Below are 15243 nucleotides of genomic sequence, written 5' to 3'. Positions count from 1 at the left end.
TCCGTACGCCGCCTGCGGGATACCCCATGCGGACACCGCCTGCCGGGTAGCCCATCCGTACACCACCTGCCGGGTAACCCATGCGAACCCCGCCGGCCGGGTAACCCATCCGTACGCCGCCGAAGGGACCCGGGGACGGCGCCGCCGGCCCCATCACCGGGATGCCGACGGCACTGGGGGGCACCCACTGCCCAAGATGCCTTTCCATAATCGCGACCTCCTTTTCCGAATGGCGTATTACGCCAGGGATCGATACCAGGCCTCGAGAAAGGCCTGTTTGGCCTCGCAAAACTCGTCCGGGCCCTCCAGGGTGCCGTGCACGGCGAAGGCCCGCGCCGGGCTGCCCCCGCCGCACACCCACCGGTGGCGACATGCCGCGCACGCACCCGGCGGGTGCGCCCGGCGTGCCTCGGCCCGGCGGATCCACTCGGCCAGGACCGGGCGTCCGCCGATCTCGTGCAGGCGCTCCTGGTGCAGGTCCCCCAGGACGAAGCGATCGTCGTCGACGTAGGCCGTGAGATAGACGCGGCCGTCGGGGGCGACCCGGAGGGTCCCCTCGATGGGATCGCCCGGGCCATCGTCCCACCCCAGGAGCCGGGCCAGGAAGTACTGCAAGTGCCCCAGATCCAGGGCCAGGTCGAGGGCGGGATCGGTGAGCAGCAGGACGAGCTGTGTCAACAGCCGGACCCGGTCCGCCGTGGTCAACCCGAGCTCCGGGGCATGCTCCCGCTCGCGGCCCCGGTCCTCGAGCGACGAGACGTAGAGGTGCCGGAAGCCCCAGCCCGAGAGCCGCCGGGCCAGGGGATAGAGCTCGCCGACGTTTTCGTGGTTGGGGGTGAAACAGACGATGCACCGCTCCTGGGCGCCGAGCGCGGCCAGCCGATCGAGGACGTGTCCCACCCGCCGGAACCCACCCGGGGCCCGAATGGCGTCGTGGGTGGCGGCCCGGGCGCCGTCGAGGCTCAGGGCGAGGCGCGCCCCGGAATCGAGCAGAAACTCGAGATCTTCTGGCCCGAGGGCCCACCCGTTGGTGACCACGGTGGCGGCCAGGCCGAGGTCCGCGGCCGCCCGGGCCAGGACGCGCCAGTCCGGGTGGAGCAGGGGCTCGCCCCCGCTCAGGGCCACCGAGAGCCCGCCCAGGCGCCGGAAGTCCTCGAGGGCCTGGCGGACCACCGCGGTCTCCAGGGTGCGGGCCCCCGCCGGCCCGGCGGCCAGGTAGCAATGGCGGCACGCCAGGTTGCACCGGTCCGTGAGCTCGATGTAGAGGTGATCGCACGGTGTCTCCACGAGCGCCTCCCTCACGAAAGCCCCATGCCCGGGGCGATCCCCTCCTGGAGCTGGGCCAGGGTCTCCCGGTAGAGGGCGCGGCGCAGGTCGTTGCGCGACAGGCACCGGGTCTCGCTGATGGGGTTCGAGGTACGGTAATCCCGCCAGGCACGGGCATGAATGCGGACGCCGAGCGCCTCGGCCTCCAGCGCCAGCGGGGTCCCCGGGAAGGGCGTCATGATGGAGAAGAAGGTCACGGCCCCCTTGGCCCGCAGTTCCGCGGCCAGGCGGTGCGTGGCCTCCAGGGTCTCCGGCGTGTCGAAGGGGGCGCCCACCTGGAAGGTGAACATCGGCGTAAGCCCCTGTCCCAAGGTGATCTCGGCGGCCCGCCGCACCTGGTCCAGCGTGATCCCCTTGCGCAGCTGCTCGATGACCTCCTGGGAACCAGATTCCACGCCGATCTCGACCCGCTGGCAGCCGGCGGCCCGGAGCCACCCCACCAGCTCCTCCGTGACGAGGTTGGCCCGGGAGACGCAATCGAAGCGGATCTCCAGCTCCGCCTCCACGATCCCCCGGCAGATGGCCCGCACGCGGTCCGCGTCCACCGTGAAGACGTTGTCGATGAAATAGAGATCCCGCAGGCCCCAGACGAAGCGCAGCTCCTCCAGCTCGGCCAGGACGTCCTCGGCCCCGCGCGGCCGGTAGTTCCCCTCGTAGGTGCTCGAGATGCAGAAGATGCACTTCATGGGGCATCCCCGGCTGGTCATGATGTTGCCGGGCCGGCCGTACCGGGCCATGGGCAGGAGGTGCCGGGCCGGATGAGGCAGCCGGTCGAGATCGGTCTCGGGCGGCCGGGCCGGGGTCTGAACGGCCGCCTCCCCGTCCCGCCAGGCGATGCCGGCCGTCTCGGCCAGGGCGGCCGCCGCGCCCCGCCGCCCGGCATCCACGGCCCGGAGCAACTCCACGATGGTCCGCTCCCCCTCGAAGCAAACGACGACGTCCACCTCCCGGTTGGAGAGCACCTCCCGCCAGCAATAGGAGGCATGCGGGCCGCCCATGACGACCAGGGCCTCCGGGGCCAGCGCACGGGCCGCCCGCGCCGCCTCGAGCGCCAGGTCGTAGTTCTGCGAGATGGAGGTGATGCCCACCAGGCGCGGGCGCGTCCGCTCCAGGGCCCGGGCGAGCGCCGCCCGGGGCTCCGGGGCCACGGCCAGGTCCACGATCTCCACCGTGGCCCCCGCCTCGAGGAGGCTCGCGGCGAGGTAGCCGAGCCCCAGCGGGGGGCACAGCCCGTTGAAGGCCGCCTGGGCGCTGGGCGACCACATGGGGGGGTTGACCAGGAGGACATCCTTCACGTCGGTCTCCTTCCAGGCCGGGGCACCGCGGAGGCGGGCACCACCCGGCCGAGGCATCTCCGGCAGAGGGCCTCCGGGAGCCGGCCGCGGCGCATGAGATCCCGGATGCGGGACATGCGGCGCCCGGCCCAGAGGGCCTCGATCCCGTGCTCGAAGACGTCACCTAGGTTCACCTCGTTGTCGTAGTCGAGGGAGCAGAAGCTGGCGGTGCCGTCCCAAAAGATACAGAAGGTCCGCTCCGGCGCGCCGAAGAGGCAGCGGCCGGTCCCGGCCGGGCGGACGCCCCGGCCCGGCGGCAAGAGGGCGTTGGCGAAGTTGCAGGCCCGCTTGACCACCAGCCAGACGTGCCGTCCGATGGGCAGGTAGTGGGCCGGGTCCCAGGGCGGCTGCTCCAGGGCCCGGGGCCACGTAGCCGCCTCCCGCCCCGCGGGGGCGGCCGCGCCCGCCTCGGCCTCGACGTCCCGGACGAGGTCGCTCCAGAAGGCCAGCTGCTCCTGCACCTGGGCCGGGGTCTCCACGAGGGGGCCGGCGGCGATCTCGGCCCCGCGGGACGAGAGCAGCTGGATCTCGACCCGCGGCAGCACCGCGTCGCGCCGCGCCCGCTCCGCCACGAAGGCCTGGATGTTGCGGACCACCTCGTCGAAGGGGGCGCCGGCGCCGGTGGCGGCGTAGCTTCGGGCATCCGGCGCGTTGAGACTCATCACCACGCTGTGGACCCCGACGTCCAGGAGGGCGGCTCCCACCTCGGGCGTGAGCAAAGAGGCGTTGGTGACCAGGGCGAAGTCGAGGCCCAGCCCGCGCCCGTGCGCCAGGAGCTCGACGAGGCGCGGGTAGAGCAGCGGCTCGCCCATCACGTGCAGGAAGACGGGATGCCGGGCCTCGGCGTAGTTCTGGAGCAGGGGATGCCGGCGGCGGTAGGCGGCGATCATCTCCAGGGCCGCACGGGCCCGATCGAAGGGCATCGCCCCCTGGGGACGGGTCAGAAGCGGCCGCGGGCAATAGGTGCAGGCATAGTTGCAAGCCGTGGTGAGCTCGAGGAAAAACCACTCGATCGCAGGGGCCGACCCCAGCCGCACGGCCTCGGCCGACGACTGTTGCACCCGGCGGGGTACCTCGGCCGACGCCCGGCGGAGGACCCGGTCCCCCGCCGGGGTGGAAACGGACAACAGGAGATCGATCGCCGCCGGGAGACGCCCCGGTTCCGGGCACGCATGGTCCACGGCCACCGCGGCGCCGTCCCGGGTCAGGAGCCGGGCCCCCAGCAGATCCGGGCACCGAAGATCCACCTCCACGGCGACGAGGGGACCGGCCGGCGGGGCGAAACGCCACTCCGCCCAGGGCGTGGCCCAGGCCGGCGCCCCCCGCTCGAAGAGGCGCACCGCCACCTCCCCAACCGGAGGCGGCGCCTCCCCGGGCGGCAGCACCACCCGCCAGCGAGCCGCCCCCGGGACGTCGGCGTCCTCGATCGAACCGGGGCGGCTCACCGGACCTCGAAGTCCACCAGGCCGTTCCGGGCCGCCTCGACGAGGAAGGCCACCGACCAGAAGGCGACCTCGTCCGGGTCCGCGTCCGGGAAGGCCGCCTGCATCTCGGCGACGATCTCCCGCACGGGCTTTCCGAGGGCCGACCAGAGCGCCGCCGCCGAGTGGTTGAGCTGCCACTGGAGGCCGTGCCGCATGACGACCACGGCCCCGTGCTCTTCGTCCTCGTACCAGATGTCGGTGGCCGGCGTGGGGACCGCCGGCATGATCGCCTCCATCACCAGGGGCTGCAGCGCCGCCGGAAAGGCGCCGAGCAGAGTCCCGCTCCGCGGATCCCACTCCGTGCCGGCCCAACCCGCCTGCTCCCTAGCCGTCGCTTGTTGTTGCACCACGTCGCACCTCCCTCAGGTTTTCCCTGACCTGGGCGGGTGTCTTGCACCCGCAGACCACGACCGACACCTCGGGCCGCTCCAGCACGAACCGCAACGCCAGCTGGGTAGGAGTCTCCCCCTCCCGGCAAAACCGGGCCAGCCGCGCCGCCGCAGCCGTCGCCCGGGCCCAGTATGCGGCCCCCCTCCGGGCCCGGATGTCTCCCGGGGCCAGCCGGGGCCGGGGGCCGAACTTCCCGGTCAACACGCCGTTGGCCAGGGGCTCCCGGGCGATGATCCCGACCCCCCGGGCCGCCGCCAGGGGGAAGAGCGCCTCTGCCTCCGGGGCCAGCATGTGGTAGTGCACCTGGACGGTCTCCGGCCAGCCCGCCTGCAGGGCCCAGAAGGCGTCCTCCACGGTGGCCGCGGAGACGCCCACGGCCCGGGCCTTGCCTTCCGCCTTGAGGGCACGAAGCACCGCCACCACACGGGGGTCGAAGAGCACGGCCGCGGGCGGATCGTGCAGCTGGAAGAGATCCACGGACTCGGCCTGCAACCGGCGCAGGCTCTGTTCGAGGGCCCACCGGAGATAGGCCGGGGCGAAATTCGGCCGGGGCGGCCCGTGATAGAAGTCGTAGCCGGCCTTGGTGGCGATGAAGACCCCGTCCCGGACGGCCCCCAGGGCCCGGCCGAGCAGCCGCTCGCTGTGGCCGAACCCGTAGCTGTCCGCGGTGTCGAAAAAAGTGCAGCCGAGCTCAACGGCCAACCGGACCGCGGCCATCGAGGTCTCGTCATCGGTGGGACCATAGCCGGGCGCCGCCGCCCCCCCGATCCCCCAGGCGCCGAAGCCGATCTCCGAGACGCGGAAACCGGTGCGGCCGAGCCGGCGGATGCCCAGCCGTGCGCGACCGCCGGACGTGGCCTCCACCGGGGGCGCCGCACCCACCGCCGGGGCGCCTCAGCCCACCCCGGCGTGCGGGGTAAGACCGCCGGTGCCCCGGCCCGAGACGACCGGCCGCCGGCCGCCGGCATGGAGCGGGTCCGCGGCCCCGGAAAGGCCGAAGTCCCCCGCGGCGCCGCGGGAGACGGCGGCCTTTCCAAGGGCCGCGTTCTCCTCCCGGCAGAAACGAATCTGGCCATCTTCCATGGACCCCACCTCCCTGTCGGACCTCTCCACGCGGGCGATGCCCTCGCACCGCCCCTTGAACCGCGGAAAGGGGAAACGAACTCTCGTGATCGACGGCCAACACGGGCACCCTTCGGGCCCATCCTGTGTATGGCGGAGATTATGGACCGCCCCCCCGGCGCCGTCAAGGCTGTGCGGTGACTTCGTATGCACCGGGGCGGTGACTTCTTTCGTATTCAATTTTCTATGTATTAATTTTTGTTTATTCTTTTTTTACATTTTCCGCTTGAACATGTAGGTTTTTATAGATACCATGGTTGCCAGTTTCCGAGACCCGACATGAAAAACATCAAGGAGGAGATGGATGGACGCGAAAAACCTGAAGGATGAACTCAAGGTCCTCAAGCGCCTGGGCACGGCGAAGGTGGCCGGCCTCGTCTGCAACAAGAAGGCCCCGGTGACGCTCCGGATCGAGGTGGAGGTCCCCCAGGACCAGGTCGCGGACGTGGTCGCCGCCCTGGACCTCGAACCCACCGACCGCCTCAGGTCCGCACTCGAGGCCATCCTCCGGGGGTTCAAAAAGGCGGAGCACCGGGGCTGAAGCCCCAGGCATGCCGTAAGGAGGAGAGACCATGCCGGACATCAAGGACGAACTCGCCGTCCTCAAGCGGCTCGGGGTGGCCAAGGTGGCCGGCCTCGTCTGCAACAAGGACGCCCCCCTGTCCCTCCGGATTGAGGTCGAGCTCCCGGAAGATCGGGTGGAAGACGTGGTCGCCGCCCTGGACCTCGAACCTACCGAGCGCCTCAGGTCCGCACTCGAGGCCATCCTCCGGGGCGGCGGGCGCTAGGCCCCCGACGCCGAGGCACGTGCCCCCGCATTCCGACGAACCGGCACCGGCCACGGCCGCCGGGGCCCCCGAGGTCTGGGGATACATCGCCGAAGTCTTCCGGCGGGACCTCCATCTCTTTGAAAGGGCGGGCGGGTGGGTGGCCTACGGAACCACGAGCGGTGTCCTGCGCCGGGTGCCCTCCCGCCATGCGGAGGCGCTCCACGCCCTCTGCGACCCCGGCCAAGCGCTCGCCCCGGCATGGGACGGCCCCCTCCGGGCCCCGGAGACCCGGGAGTGGCTGCTGGAGCTCTTCGGCGAAGTCTACCGGCGCCGGGTCGTCGAACAACCCCTGACGTCCCCGGTCTCCGTCCAGCTCGTCCTCGCCGAGGCCTGCAACCTCCGGTGCACCTATTGCTACGGTGCCTACTATGAAAGGCGCCCCCGCCGAGCCCTGATGCCCCCGGAGGTCGCCCGCCGCGCCGTGGACTTCGCCGTGGCCCTGGGCGCGAAGGATATCGGCCTCTTCGGCGGGGAGCCCCTCCTGAACCTCCCGGCCATCCGCGCCGTGCTCGATCACGCGCGGGCCGCCGGCCATGACCTGGCCTACGGGATGACCACCAACGCCACCCTGGTGACCGACGACATCGCGGCCATGCTGGCGGCCCACGGCGTCCGCGTATCGGTGAGCATCGACGGCCCCCCGGAGGTCCACGACCTGACCCGGCCCCACCCGGACGGCCGGGGCAGCTTCGACGACGTCCTGGCGGGCATCCGCCGCCTCGAGCGCCACCGCTGCCTGGACATGCTGGAGATGACGTACAGCCGCCGCCATCCGCCGGAGCTGAAACCCATCCTGGCCTACCTGGCGGGCTTCACCGGCCGCCTGAGCTGCACCTGCGTGGAGGGCCGGCAGAGCGCCCGCTTCGCGGACGACATCGTGAGCGGCGACCGGCTCCGGCGCTATTACGCCGAGATGCTGGACTTCTTCTTCGAGACCCGGGCCCGCGGCGAGGACATCGCCATCGGCGGCATCAACGAACTGATCGAGGCCGTCACGGCCCCCACCCGGATCCGCCGCGCCTACCTCTGCAGCGGCATCATGAACCGGATCGCCATCGGCCCGGACGGCACCGTCTATCCCTGCCCGGAGACCATGCAGCCCGCCTACGCCATGGGAAACGTCATGGAGGCCCCCTCGCCCGCCGCCTTCGAGGCCCGGCGCCGCGAGGTCCTCGACCGTCTCCGGAAGGGCAACCTCGCCCGGAAGTGGTTCGCCAACCTGACCGACGTCTGCGCCGCCCGCCTGGCCCCGAGACGGCACGGCGGCTGGGACCTCGAAGACGAGACGGCCATCGGCCTGGCCCTGGAAGACGTCCTCTACCGGATCGCCGCCACCGGCCCCGGCCTCACCGCTGCCTGAGGCGGCGGCCGGGGCCCTCAGAGGAACCGCCCCCGGCCCCGCCGCTCCAGCTCGGCCACGAGGCGCGGGAGGTCGTCGATCCGGTCCCGCGGGCACACGAGGACCGCCTCACCCACCACGGCGACCACGAGGTCCCGGACCCCCAGGGCCGCCACGAGCCGCCCCGCCTCCACGTGCACCGTGAGCCCCGCCGCGTCGAGGAGCACCGCCTCGCCCCCGCCCAGGAGGGCGTTCCCCGACGGGTCCCGGCCCGCCATCTCGCGGAGCCCCTCCCAGAGCCCCACGTCGTGCCAGTCGAAGTCCGCCTCGAAGACCACGAGGTTGTCCGCCTGCTCGAGGAGGGCCACGTCCAGGGAATCGGGCGGCAGGGCCGCGTAGGCCGCCTCGAGCCCGGCGGCCGGCCCCCCCAGGGCGGCGCGGAGCCCCCCGAGGGCCGCGGCGAGCGCCGGCGCCCGGCGCTCCACCGTCTCGACGAGGACGCCGGGCCGGAAGAGCGCCATCCCCGCGTTCCAATAGTGCCGGCCGGAGCGCAGGAAGGCCTCGGCCTCGGCCCGGCCGGGCTTCTCGTGGAAGGAGGCGGCCCGGTGACACGGGACGCCGCTGCAGGTGCCGAGGCACGCCGCCGTCTCGACGTAGCCGAAGGCCGTCTCGGGCCGCCGGGGCCGCAGGCCCACGGCCACGATGTCCGGGTGGTCCGCGGCCCACCGGAAGGCCGCATCGAGCACCCGCCGGAAGGCCGCCGCGTCTCCCACCACGTGGTCCGAGGGCAGGACGGCCAGGACCGCCTCCGGGTCGCGCCCCATCACCGCCAGGGCCCCGAGGAGCACCGCGGCGGCGGTCCCCCGGGGACAGGGCTCGAGGAGGAGGTGCTCCTCCGGGAGATCCGGGACCTCGCGGTGCACCTCGCCGGCCATCCAGGGCTTGGCCACGACCCAGAGGCGCTCGGGGGGCACCAGGGGCCGGACCCGGTCCACGGCGGCCTGGAGGAGCGTCCGCTCCCCCCCGCCGAGGCGAAGGAACTGCTTCGGCCGGGCCCGGCGGCTCAGGGGCCAGAGCCGGGTACCCGTCCCCCCGGCGAGGACGAGGGCGTGGCGGCGGGCGCTCACGGCCCCGCCCCGCCGCCGCGCAACCCGGCCAGCACGGCCAGGGCGGCCACGGCCGCCGTCTCGCCGCGGAGGATGCGGGGACCGAGGCCGGCCGGCACGAACCCCGCCGCCTCGACCCGGGCGGCCTCGCCCGCCTCGAACCCGCCTTCCGGGCCCACGAGCACCGCGCACGGCAAGGGCCGCCCCAACTCCGCCCAGGCCCGGGCCAGGGGCCGCCCCCCGCCCTCCCACAGGAAGAAGCGCCCGGGGAGCCCGGCGCAGGCGGCGAGAGCCGCCTCCAGCGGCGCCACCGGGGCCACCTCGGTGACCCGCCCCCCCCGGCACTGCTTGAGGGCCTGGCGGGCCAGCCCCCGCCACCGCTCCAGCCGGGCCCCGGCCCGGCTCGAGTCGAGCCGGACCACGGTGCGCGCCGTCACCACCGGCTGGAGGCGGGCCGCCCCCAGCTCGGCGGCCTTCTGGACGAGCCAGTCCATGGCCTCCTTCTTGAGAACGGCGACCAAGAGGTGGACCGGGACGAGGTCGTCCACCTCCTCCGCCGGCCCGGCCAGCTCCAGGACCACCCGGGGCCCGTTCCCCCTCCCGGCCCCGATGCGGCGAACCCGAGCCGGGGCGCGCCAGCCCGTGCCGTCGGCGAGATGCACCCGGTCCCCCTCCCGGAGGCGGAGCACCCGCCGCAGATGCACCGCCTCCTCCCCGGCGAGCGCCACCGTGCCGTCCGGGCCCGGGCGCGTCCCCTCGGGGAGGAGGAAGAACCGGGGATGCATCAGGCCCCCTTCACCAGGGAGAGGGCGCACCACTCGTCGCGGCGGGCCTCGCGGTCGATCCGGAAGCCGTGCGCCCGGAAGGCGGCGGCCACCTCGCCCCCCTGCGCCGCAAGAAGCCCCGAGAGAAGGAGCCGGCCGCCGGGACGGCACCGCCCGGCGAGCAGCGGCGCAAGATCCAGGAGGACGTTCCGCTCGATGTTGGCGAGGACGAGGTCGAAGGCGCCGGAGGCCGCATCGGCCGAGCCCCGGACCACCCGGACCACGGCCGCCACGCCGTTGACCCGGGCGTTCTTCCGCGCGGCCTCCACGGCGTCGGGGTCCACGTCCACCGCGGTGACAGCCGCCGCCCCCAGCCGGGCCGCCGCCACGGCGAGGATCCCCGTCCCGGTCCCCACGTCCAGGACCGCCGGCCGCCCGGCGCCTTCCTCTCCGGCCGGCCAGACCGCCTCCAGGAGCTCCAGGAGCAGGGCCGTGGTGGCATGGGAGCCCGTCCCGAAGGCCCGGCCCGGGTCGATCTGGAGGATGACGTCCCCCGGGCGGGGGGCGGCCGCGGCCCAGGAGGGACGGACCAGCCAGCGGCGCCCCACCCGGAAGGGGGCGAAGTCCCGCTTCCATCCCTCGCTCCAGTCCGTCTCCGCCAGTTCCCGGTACGCCGGCGGCGCCCCGGGAAACCCCGGGTACAGCCGCCGGAGGCCGCGGAGGAAGGCCTCGAGGCGCCCCGGGAACCCCCCCGCCCGCTCCGCCGGGGTGAGGTAGGCCCGGACGTCCGCCAGCTCCGGCGGCGCCTCCGGGTCGATCCAGGCCCCGGTCACCACCCCGCGGCCGAGCTCGTCGGCGAGGAAGGCGGCCACGGCCTCCACGTGGGCCGGCGGAACCGCCAACCGGAGCTCGATCCACTTTTCGTCCCCGCGGTTCTTCTCGTCCATGGCATCCCGAGACCGGCCGCGGCCGGTTTTGATTTTTGTGGTGTTCCGGGGTAGAGAAACCGAAAAGAAAGACTGACGGGCCCCGGGCACCCGCGCCCGGGCCGCCCTTCATTTGTACCACGAAACCCGCGCCCATGGCACACCCCTACCACGACCCCGACTACCTCTTTCCGCGCCTCGAGGCCGCAGGCTACCTCGCCCCGGAGCAGACCGCCTCCCTCCGCGCCAAGCTCGCCATCCCCCGGCGGCGGGGCCAGGACCTCGTCCAGTGGATCCACTCCCTCAAGCTCCCCCGGCGGGACGACCCGCTCCGCCCCCTGGAGGAGGCGGACATCCTCGCCCTGGTGGCCGGGGACCGGGGCTGGCGGTTCCGCCGCCTGGACCCCCTGGACCTGGACATGGAGGTGGTGACCCGGACGCTGCCCGCCTCCTTCGCGGGCCGGCGCCTGGTCCTGCCGGTGGAGTGGGACGGCAAGACCCTCGAGGTGGCCTGCTACGACCCCCTGGACGCGGAGCTCCGCCAGGACGTGGAGCGCGCCTGCAAGACCGCCATCCGGCTCTCCGTGGCCCCCAGAGGCGACATCGAGCAGATCATCCGCGAGTTCTTCGGCTTCAAGAAGTCCATCGCCGCGGCCCAGGACCTCCTCCAGGGGCCCTCGGTCGACATCAGCAACCTGGAGCAGCTCATCCGGCTCCAGGGCATCGAGGGGGCCCACTCCGACAAGCACATCCAGCAGGCCGTGGACCACCTCCTCCAGTACGCCATGGAGCAGCGGGCCAGCGACATCCACATCGAGCCGAAGCGCAACGAGTCCGTGGTGCGGCTCAGGATCGACGGCGTCCTCCACGTGGTGCACCGGCTCCCCCGGGTGGTCCACGAGGCCATCTGCTCGCGGATCAAGGCCATCTCCCGGCTCGACATCGCCGAGAAGCGCCGCCCCCAGGACGGCCGCCTCAAGATCGCCTGGAAGGACGACGAGGCCGAGGTCCGGGTCTCCACGGTGCCCGTGGCCTTCGGCGAGAAGATGGTGCTCCGGCTCCAGAGCGCCGACATCCTCTTCCGGAACCTGGAGGAACTGGGCTTCTCCCCGCGCGACCTCGAGACCTACACCCGATTCCTCCAGCACACCTACGGCATCGTCCTCATGACGGGCCCCACCGGGAGCGGCAAGTCCACCACCCTCTATTCCACCCTCCGGCACTTGAACTCCCCGGAGATCAACATCGTCACCGTGGAGGATCCCGTGGAGATGATCCACGAGGACTTCAACCAGATCGCGGTCCAGCCCGCGGTGGACGTCACCTTCGCCTCCATCCTCCGCAACATCCTCCGCCAGGACCCGGACGTCATCATGATCGGCGAGATCCGCGACCTCGAGACCGCCCGCTACGCCATCCAGGCGGCGCTCACCGGACACCTCGTCTTCTCCACCCTCCACACCAACGACGCGGCCAGCGCCGTGACCCGGCTCATGGACCTCGGCCTGCCCTCCTACCTCATCGCCTCGACCCTGCTCGGGGTGGTGGCCCAGCGGCTGGTGCGGATGATCTGCCCCCGCTGCCGCGAGGAGCTCACCGTGCCCGCGGACCAGCTCCGGGCCCTCTCGTGTGAGGTCCCGGACGACCCCGTCCGCATCCTCCGGGGCAAGGGGTGCAGCTACTGCCGGAACACCGGCTACTGGGGCCGGATCGGCATCTACGAGGTGCTCGCCGTCTCGGACGAGATCCGAAAGATGATCCACGACCGGGCCGACGAGATGGGCATCAAGCGCCAGGCCATGAAGGAGGGGATGACGCCGCTCCGGCACGACGCCTGCCGCAAGGTCCTGGAGGGGATCACCACGGTGGAGGAGGTCATCCGGGCCACCGCCACCTGAAGGGCCGGGATTTGAGCCCGCCGCCCCGGGCGGCCGATGAGGGGAGCAGGGAGGGTCGCGGCCATGGCCCCTGGACGTGGCCCCCGCCCATGACCTGATGGACTCGGAACAAGCCACCTGAGCAGCTCGAAGCCGCCACGGATCCGGGATGAACGTCAGCCCCGCCAGCCTTCCCCTCACCATGCCCCGGGTCGCCGGCCAGGGCCCGGAGGCGGAGGTCGCCCACCGGGCCGGTGCGGCGGCGGAGCGCCCCGCCGCCGCGCCGCCCGGTGCCCGCACCCCCGGCGGCGAGCCCCTGGACCGGGCGGAACTCGCCGAGCTCCTCGACCTCCGGAAGCGCGACGCCGAGGTCCGCCGCCACGAGCGGGCCCACATGGCCGCCGGCGGGGCCTACGTCCGGGGCGGGGCCACCTACACCTACCGGACCGGCCCGGACGGCCGCCGCTACGCCGTGGGAGGCGAGGTCCACATCGACGCAAGCCCCGAGCCCGACCCCGAAAAGACCCTCCGCAAGATGGAGACCGTCCGTCGGGCCGCCCTGGCCCCCGCCAACCCCTCGCCCCAGGACCGCGCCGTGGCCGCAGAGGCCGCCGCCCGGGCCGCCGAGGCCCAGCGCGAGCTCATGGCCATCGAGGCGGCCCAGGATTCTTCCCACCAGACCGGCACGGAGTCGGGCGGCGGCCTCCCCCCGGGGTCCATCATCGACCGCCTCGCCTGAGGCCCGGCCTCACCCCGCCTCCGCCTCCAGGGCCTCGAGCGCTTCCATGGCCGATTCCCAGTCCCGGTAGTGGCCCTCGAGCCGGCGCCGCACCGCGTCGTAGGCCCTCTGGGCCTCCCGGGCCGCCGCCCCGTCCCGGTAGAGGCCCGGGTCGGCAAGCCGCGCCTCGAGGCCGGCCTTCTCCGCCTCGGCGGCCTGGATGAGCGCCTCCAGCTCCGCCACCCGACCCCGGAGGGGGGCGGCCCGCCGGGCCAGCGCCCGCCGCGCCTCCGCCGCCGCCCGGCGCAGCGCCTTCCGGTTGCCGGCCGCCGCGGCCTTTCCGGGACCGGCAGGGCCCGGGGCCGCCGCCCGGCCCCGGGTCACCGCCTCGGCCAACCCGCCGGGGAGCTCGTCCACCCGGCCCCCGCGGACGTCCCAGACCCGGGTCACGAGCCCGTCGAGGAAGGCCCGGTCGTGGGAGACCACCACGAAGGTCCCGTCCCAGCCGGCCAGCGCCGCCTTGAGCACCGCCTTGGACGGGATGTCGAGGTGGTTGGTGGGTTCGTCGAGGAGGAGCAGGTTGGCCGGGGAGAGGAGGAGCCGCACCAGGGCGAGGCGGCTCTTCTCCCCGCCGGAGAGGACCGAGACCCGCTTCTCCACGTCGTCTCCCCGGAACAGGAAGGCCCCGAGGAGGTCCCGGACCACCTGCGGCGGGTGCCGATCCGCGACGTCCGCGACGGCCCCGAGCACCGTGGCCCCGCCGTCCAGGGCCAGGACCTGGTGCTGGGCGAAGCAGGCGGGCGCGACCCCGGCGCCGAGCCGGACACGGCCGGCGTCCGGGGATTCGAGGCCGGCCAGGAGCCGGAGCAGCGTGGATTTCCCCGCGCCGTTGGGGCCCACCACGGCCACCCGGTCCCCCCGGTCCACGTAGAGGTCCACGCCGCCGAGGATCTGCCGGCCGCCGTAGCGCTTTTCCAGGCCCTCGGCCTCGAGGACCCGCCGCGCGCACCGGGCGGCCGCCGGAAAGCGGAAGCGCACGGCCGGCCCCTCGGCCGGCGGGGCCTCGGGCCCCTCCCCCATCCGCTCCAGCATCCGGATCCGGCTCTGGACCTGGCGCGCCTTGGTGGCCTTGGCCCGGAACCGCTCCACGAAGCGTTCCGTCTCCCGGACCCGGGCCTCGTGGGCCCGGCGGGCGGCCTCGGCCTGCTCGGCCCGGCGGCGGCGGGCCTCGATCCAGGCGGAGAAGTTGCCGGGATAGACGACGATGCGCCCCGCCTCGAGTTCCAGGATCTTTCCGGCCACCCGGTCGAGGAAGGCCTGGTCGTGGGAGACCGCCACCAGCCCGCACCCCTGGCCCGCCAGCCAGTCTTCCAGCCAGAGGAGGGAGTCGAGGTCGAGGTGGTTGGTGGGCTCGTCGAGGAGGAGGAACCCGGGCCGGGTGAGGAGGAGGCGGGCGAGCTCGGCCCGCATGAGCCAGCCCCCGCTGAACTCCGAGAGGGGCCGGTGGAAGTCCGCCTCCCGGAACCCCAGGCCGGAGAGCACCCGCCCCACCTCGGCCTCCACCCGGTAGTAGCCCGCGGCCTCGAGCCGGGCCGAAAGCACCCCCTGCCGGCGGACGAGCGCCGCCCGCTCCTCCGGCCCCGCCCCCTCAAGGGCGGCGTGGACGCGCTGGAGCTCCGAGGCCGCCCGCCGCAGGTCCTCGAAGGCGGCCGCAGCGGCCTCCCACACCGTCCGGCGCGAGCCTGCCGCCACCTCCTGGGCGAGATAGCCCAGGCGGACGCCAGCGGGCCGGAGGACCCGCCCCGCCTCCGGCTCGACCTCGCCCGCCAGGATCCGGAGGAGGGTGGTCTTGCCGGCCCCGTTGGGGCCCACGAGGCCGGCGCGCTCCCCGGGGCGCACCGTGAAGGTGACGTCCCGGAGGAGCCAGCGGTCCCCCGCGCGGAAGGAGATGCCCTGGACGTCCAGCATCCGCCCAGGATAAACGCCGGCGGGCGGCGGCTCAACGCCCGGCGCGGCCGCCGCGGAGT

15 protein-coding genes are annotated in these 15243 nt (G+C 73.7%); 5 read left to right on the top strand and 10 right to left on the bottom strand.

Annotated elements, in window-relative coordinates; translation table 11 throughout:
- Positions 1 to 237: 237 nt before the first annotated feature.
- From HCU62_RS12885 to HCU62_RS10595, 6 genes are all read right to left on the bottom strand, one after another.
- The gene (locus HCU62_RS12885; RefSeq protein WP_163299383.1) at positions 238 to 1287 is read right to left on the bottom strand and encodes a radical SAM/SPASM domain-containing protein; all 1050 of its coding nucleotides are present in this window, start codon (positions 1285 to 1287) and stop codon (positions 238 to 240) included.
- Between the two features lie 11 nt (positions 1288 to 1298).
- Complete coding sequence (locus HCU62_RS10615; protein ID WP_163299382.1) at positions 1299 to 2621, bottom strand: B12-binding domain-containing radical SAM protein; 1323 nt, start codon at positions 2619 to 2621, stop codon at positions 1299 to 1301.
- Positions 2618 to 4105 carry a radical SAM protein gene (locus HCU62_RS10610; protein WP_163299381.1) on the bottom strand — a complete coding sequence of 496 codons (1488 nt, stop codon included), beginning with the start codon at positions 4103 to 4105 and terminating at the stop codon, positions 2618 to 2620. The genes HCU62_RS10615 and HCU62_RS10610 overlap by 4 nt, the downstream gene beginning before the upstream one ends.
- A complete protein-coding gene (locus HCU62_RS12735) occupies positions 4102 to 4368 on the bottom strand; it encodes a PqqD family protein (protein WP_163299380.1) in 267 nt (88 codons plus the stop codon). The genes HCU62_RS10610 and HCU62_RS12735 overlap by 4 nt, the downstream gene beginning before the upstream one ends.
- Before the next feature lie 100 nt (positions 4369 to 4468).
- Complete coding sequence (locus tag HCU62_RS10600) at positions 4469 to 5416, bottom strand: aldo/keto reductase (RefSeq protein WP_163299379.1); 948 nt, start codon at positions 5414 to 5416, stop codon at positions 4469 to 4471.
- 12 nt (positions 5417 to 5428) lie between these two features.
- Positions 5429 to 5617, bottom strand: coding sequence for a hypothetical protein (locus HCU62_RS10595; protein WP_163299378.1), 189 nt, complete (start codon positions 5615 to 5617; stop codon positions 5429 to 5431).
- Positions 5618 to 5960: 343 nt separating this feature from the next.
- Between HCU62_RS10595 and HCU62_RS10590 the strand changes: the two genes are divergently transcribed.
- The 3 genes from HCU62_RS10590 to HCU62_RS12730 are packed head-to-tail and all read left to right on the top strand — an operon-like array spanning position 5961 to position 7846.
- A complete protein-coding gene (locus tag HCU62_RS10590; protein ID WP_163299377.1) occupies positions 5961 to 6197 on the top strand; it encodes a hypothetical protein in 237 nt (78 codons plus the stop codon).
- Positions 6198 to 6228: 31 nt separating this feature from the next.
- Complete coding sequence (locus HCU62_RS10585) at positions 6229 to 6444, top strand: hypothetical protein (RefSeq protein WP_163299376.1); 216 nt, start codon at positions 6229 to 6231, stop codon at positions 6442 to 6444.
- A 19-nt stretch (positions 6445 to 6463) separates the two neighbouring features.
- Complete coding sequence (locus HCU62_RS12730) at positions 6464 to 7846, top strand: radical SAM protein (RefSeq protein ID WP_169755616.1); 1383 nt, start codon at positions 6464 to 6466, stop codon at positions 7844 to 7846.
- Positions 7847 to 7863: 17 nt separating this feature from the next.
- Here HCU62_RS12730 and HCU62_RS10575 read toward each other — a convergent pair whose 3' ends face one another.
- From HCU62_RS10575 to HCU62_RS10565, 3 genes are read right to left on the bottom strand one after another with little or no spacing between them, the layout of a single operon-like run.
- Complete coding sequence (locus HCU62_RS10575) at positions 7864 to 8952, bottom strand: mannose-1-phosphate guanylyltransferase (RefSeq protein ID WP_163299877.1); 1089 nt, start codon at positions 8950 to 8952, stop codon at positions 7864 to 7866.
- The gene (locus HCU62_RS10570) at positions 8949 to 9716 is read right to left on the bottom strand and encodes an RsmE family RNA methyltransferase (RefSeq protein WP_169755614.1); all 768 of its coding nucleotides are present in this window, start codon (positions 9714 to 9716) and stop codon (positions 8949 to 8951) included. Before HCU62_RS10570 ends, HCU62_RS10575 begins: the two co-directional genes overlap by 4 nt.
- Positions 9716 to 10642, bottom strand: a complete 927-nt coding sequence (locus tag HCU62_RS10565) for a 50S ribosomal protein L11 methyltransferase (protein WP_163299211.1) — start codon at positions 10640 to 10642, stop codon at positions 9716 to 9718. Before HCU62_RS10565 ends, HCU62_RS10570 begins: the two co-directional genes overlap by 1 nt.
- 134 nt (positions 10643 to 10776) lie before the next feature.
- On the opposite strand from HCU62_RS10565, the gene HCU62_RS10560 reads away from it, so the two are divergent.
- Both HCU62_RS10560 and HCU62_RS10555 read left to right on the top strand, forming a co-directional pair.
- On the top strand, positions 10777 to 12519 hold the full coding sequence (locus HCU62_RS10560) for a GspE/PulE family protein (protein WP_163299212.1): 1743 nt from the start codon (positions 10777 to 10779) through the stop codon (positions 12517 to 12519).
- Between the two features lie 148 nt (positions 12520 to 12667).
- Positions 12668 to 13237, top strand: coding sequence for a putative metalloprotease CJM1_0395 family protein (locus tag HCU62_RS10555; RefSeq protein ID WP_163299213.1), 570 nt, complete (start codon positions 12668 to 12670; stop codon positions 13235 to 13237).
- A gap of 9 nt (positions 13238 to 13246) precedes the next feature.
- On the opposite strand, the gene HCU62_RS10550 is transcribed toward HCU62_RS10555, so the two are convergent.
- Positions 13247 to 15184: an ABC-F family ATP-binding cassette domain-containing protein gene (locus HCU62_RS10550; RefSeq protein WP_163299214.1), complete on the bottom strand. Its 1938-nt coding sequence runs from the start codon at positions 15182 to 15184 to the stop codon at positions 13247 to 13249.
- Positions 15185 to 15243 lie beyond the last annotated feature (59 nt).

The sequence above is a fragment of the Dissulfurirhabdus thermomarina genome, assembly GCF_012979235.1.
Lineage (GTDB): Bacteria > Desulfobacterota > Dissulfuribacteria > Dissulfuribacterales > Dissulfurirhabdaceae > Dissulfurirhabdus > Dissulfurirhabdus thermomarina.
Note: the sequence above shows the minus strand (reverse complement) of the source record. Positions and strands in the feature narration are given on the sequence as shown.

Coding starts and splice junctions, on each gene's coding strand:
- HCU62_RS12735 (WP_163299380.1), bottom strand. CDS start 4,368: ATGCCGGCGGTCCCCACGCCGGCCACCGACATCTGGTACGAGGACGAA.
- HCU62_RS10595 (WP_163299378.1), bottom strand. CDS start 5,617: ATGGAAGATGGCCAGATTCGTTTCTGCCGGGAGGAGAACGCGGCCCTT.
- HCU62_RS10590 (WP_163299377.1), top strand. CDS start 5,961: ATGGACGCGAAAAACCTGAAGGATGAACTCAAGGTCCTCAAGCGCCTG.
- HCU62_RS10585 (WP_163299376.1), top strand. CDS start 6,229: ATGCCGGACATCAAGGACGAACTCGCCGTCCTCAAGCGGCTCGGGGTG.
- HCU62_RS10570 (WP_169755614.1), bottom strand. CDS start 9,716: ATGCATCCCCGGTTCTTCCTCCTCCCCGAGGGGACGCGCCCGGGCCCG.
- HCU62_RS10565 (WP_163299211.1), bottom strand. CDS start 10,642: ATGGACGAGAAGAACCGCGGGGACGAAAAGTGGATCGAGCTCCGGTTG.
- HCU62_RS10560 (WP_163299212.1), top strand. CDS start 10,777: ATGGCACACCCCTACCACGACCCCGACTACCTCTTTCCGCGCCTCGAG.
- HCU62_RS10555 (WP_163299213.1), top strand. CDS start 12,668: ATGAACGTCAGCCCCGCCAGCCTTCCCCTCACCATGCCCCGGGTCGCC.
- HCU62_RS10550 (WP_163299214.1), bottom strand. CDS start 15,184: ATGCTGGACGTCCAGGGCATCTCCTTCCGCGCGGGGGACCGCTGGCTC.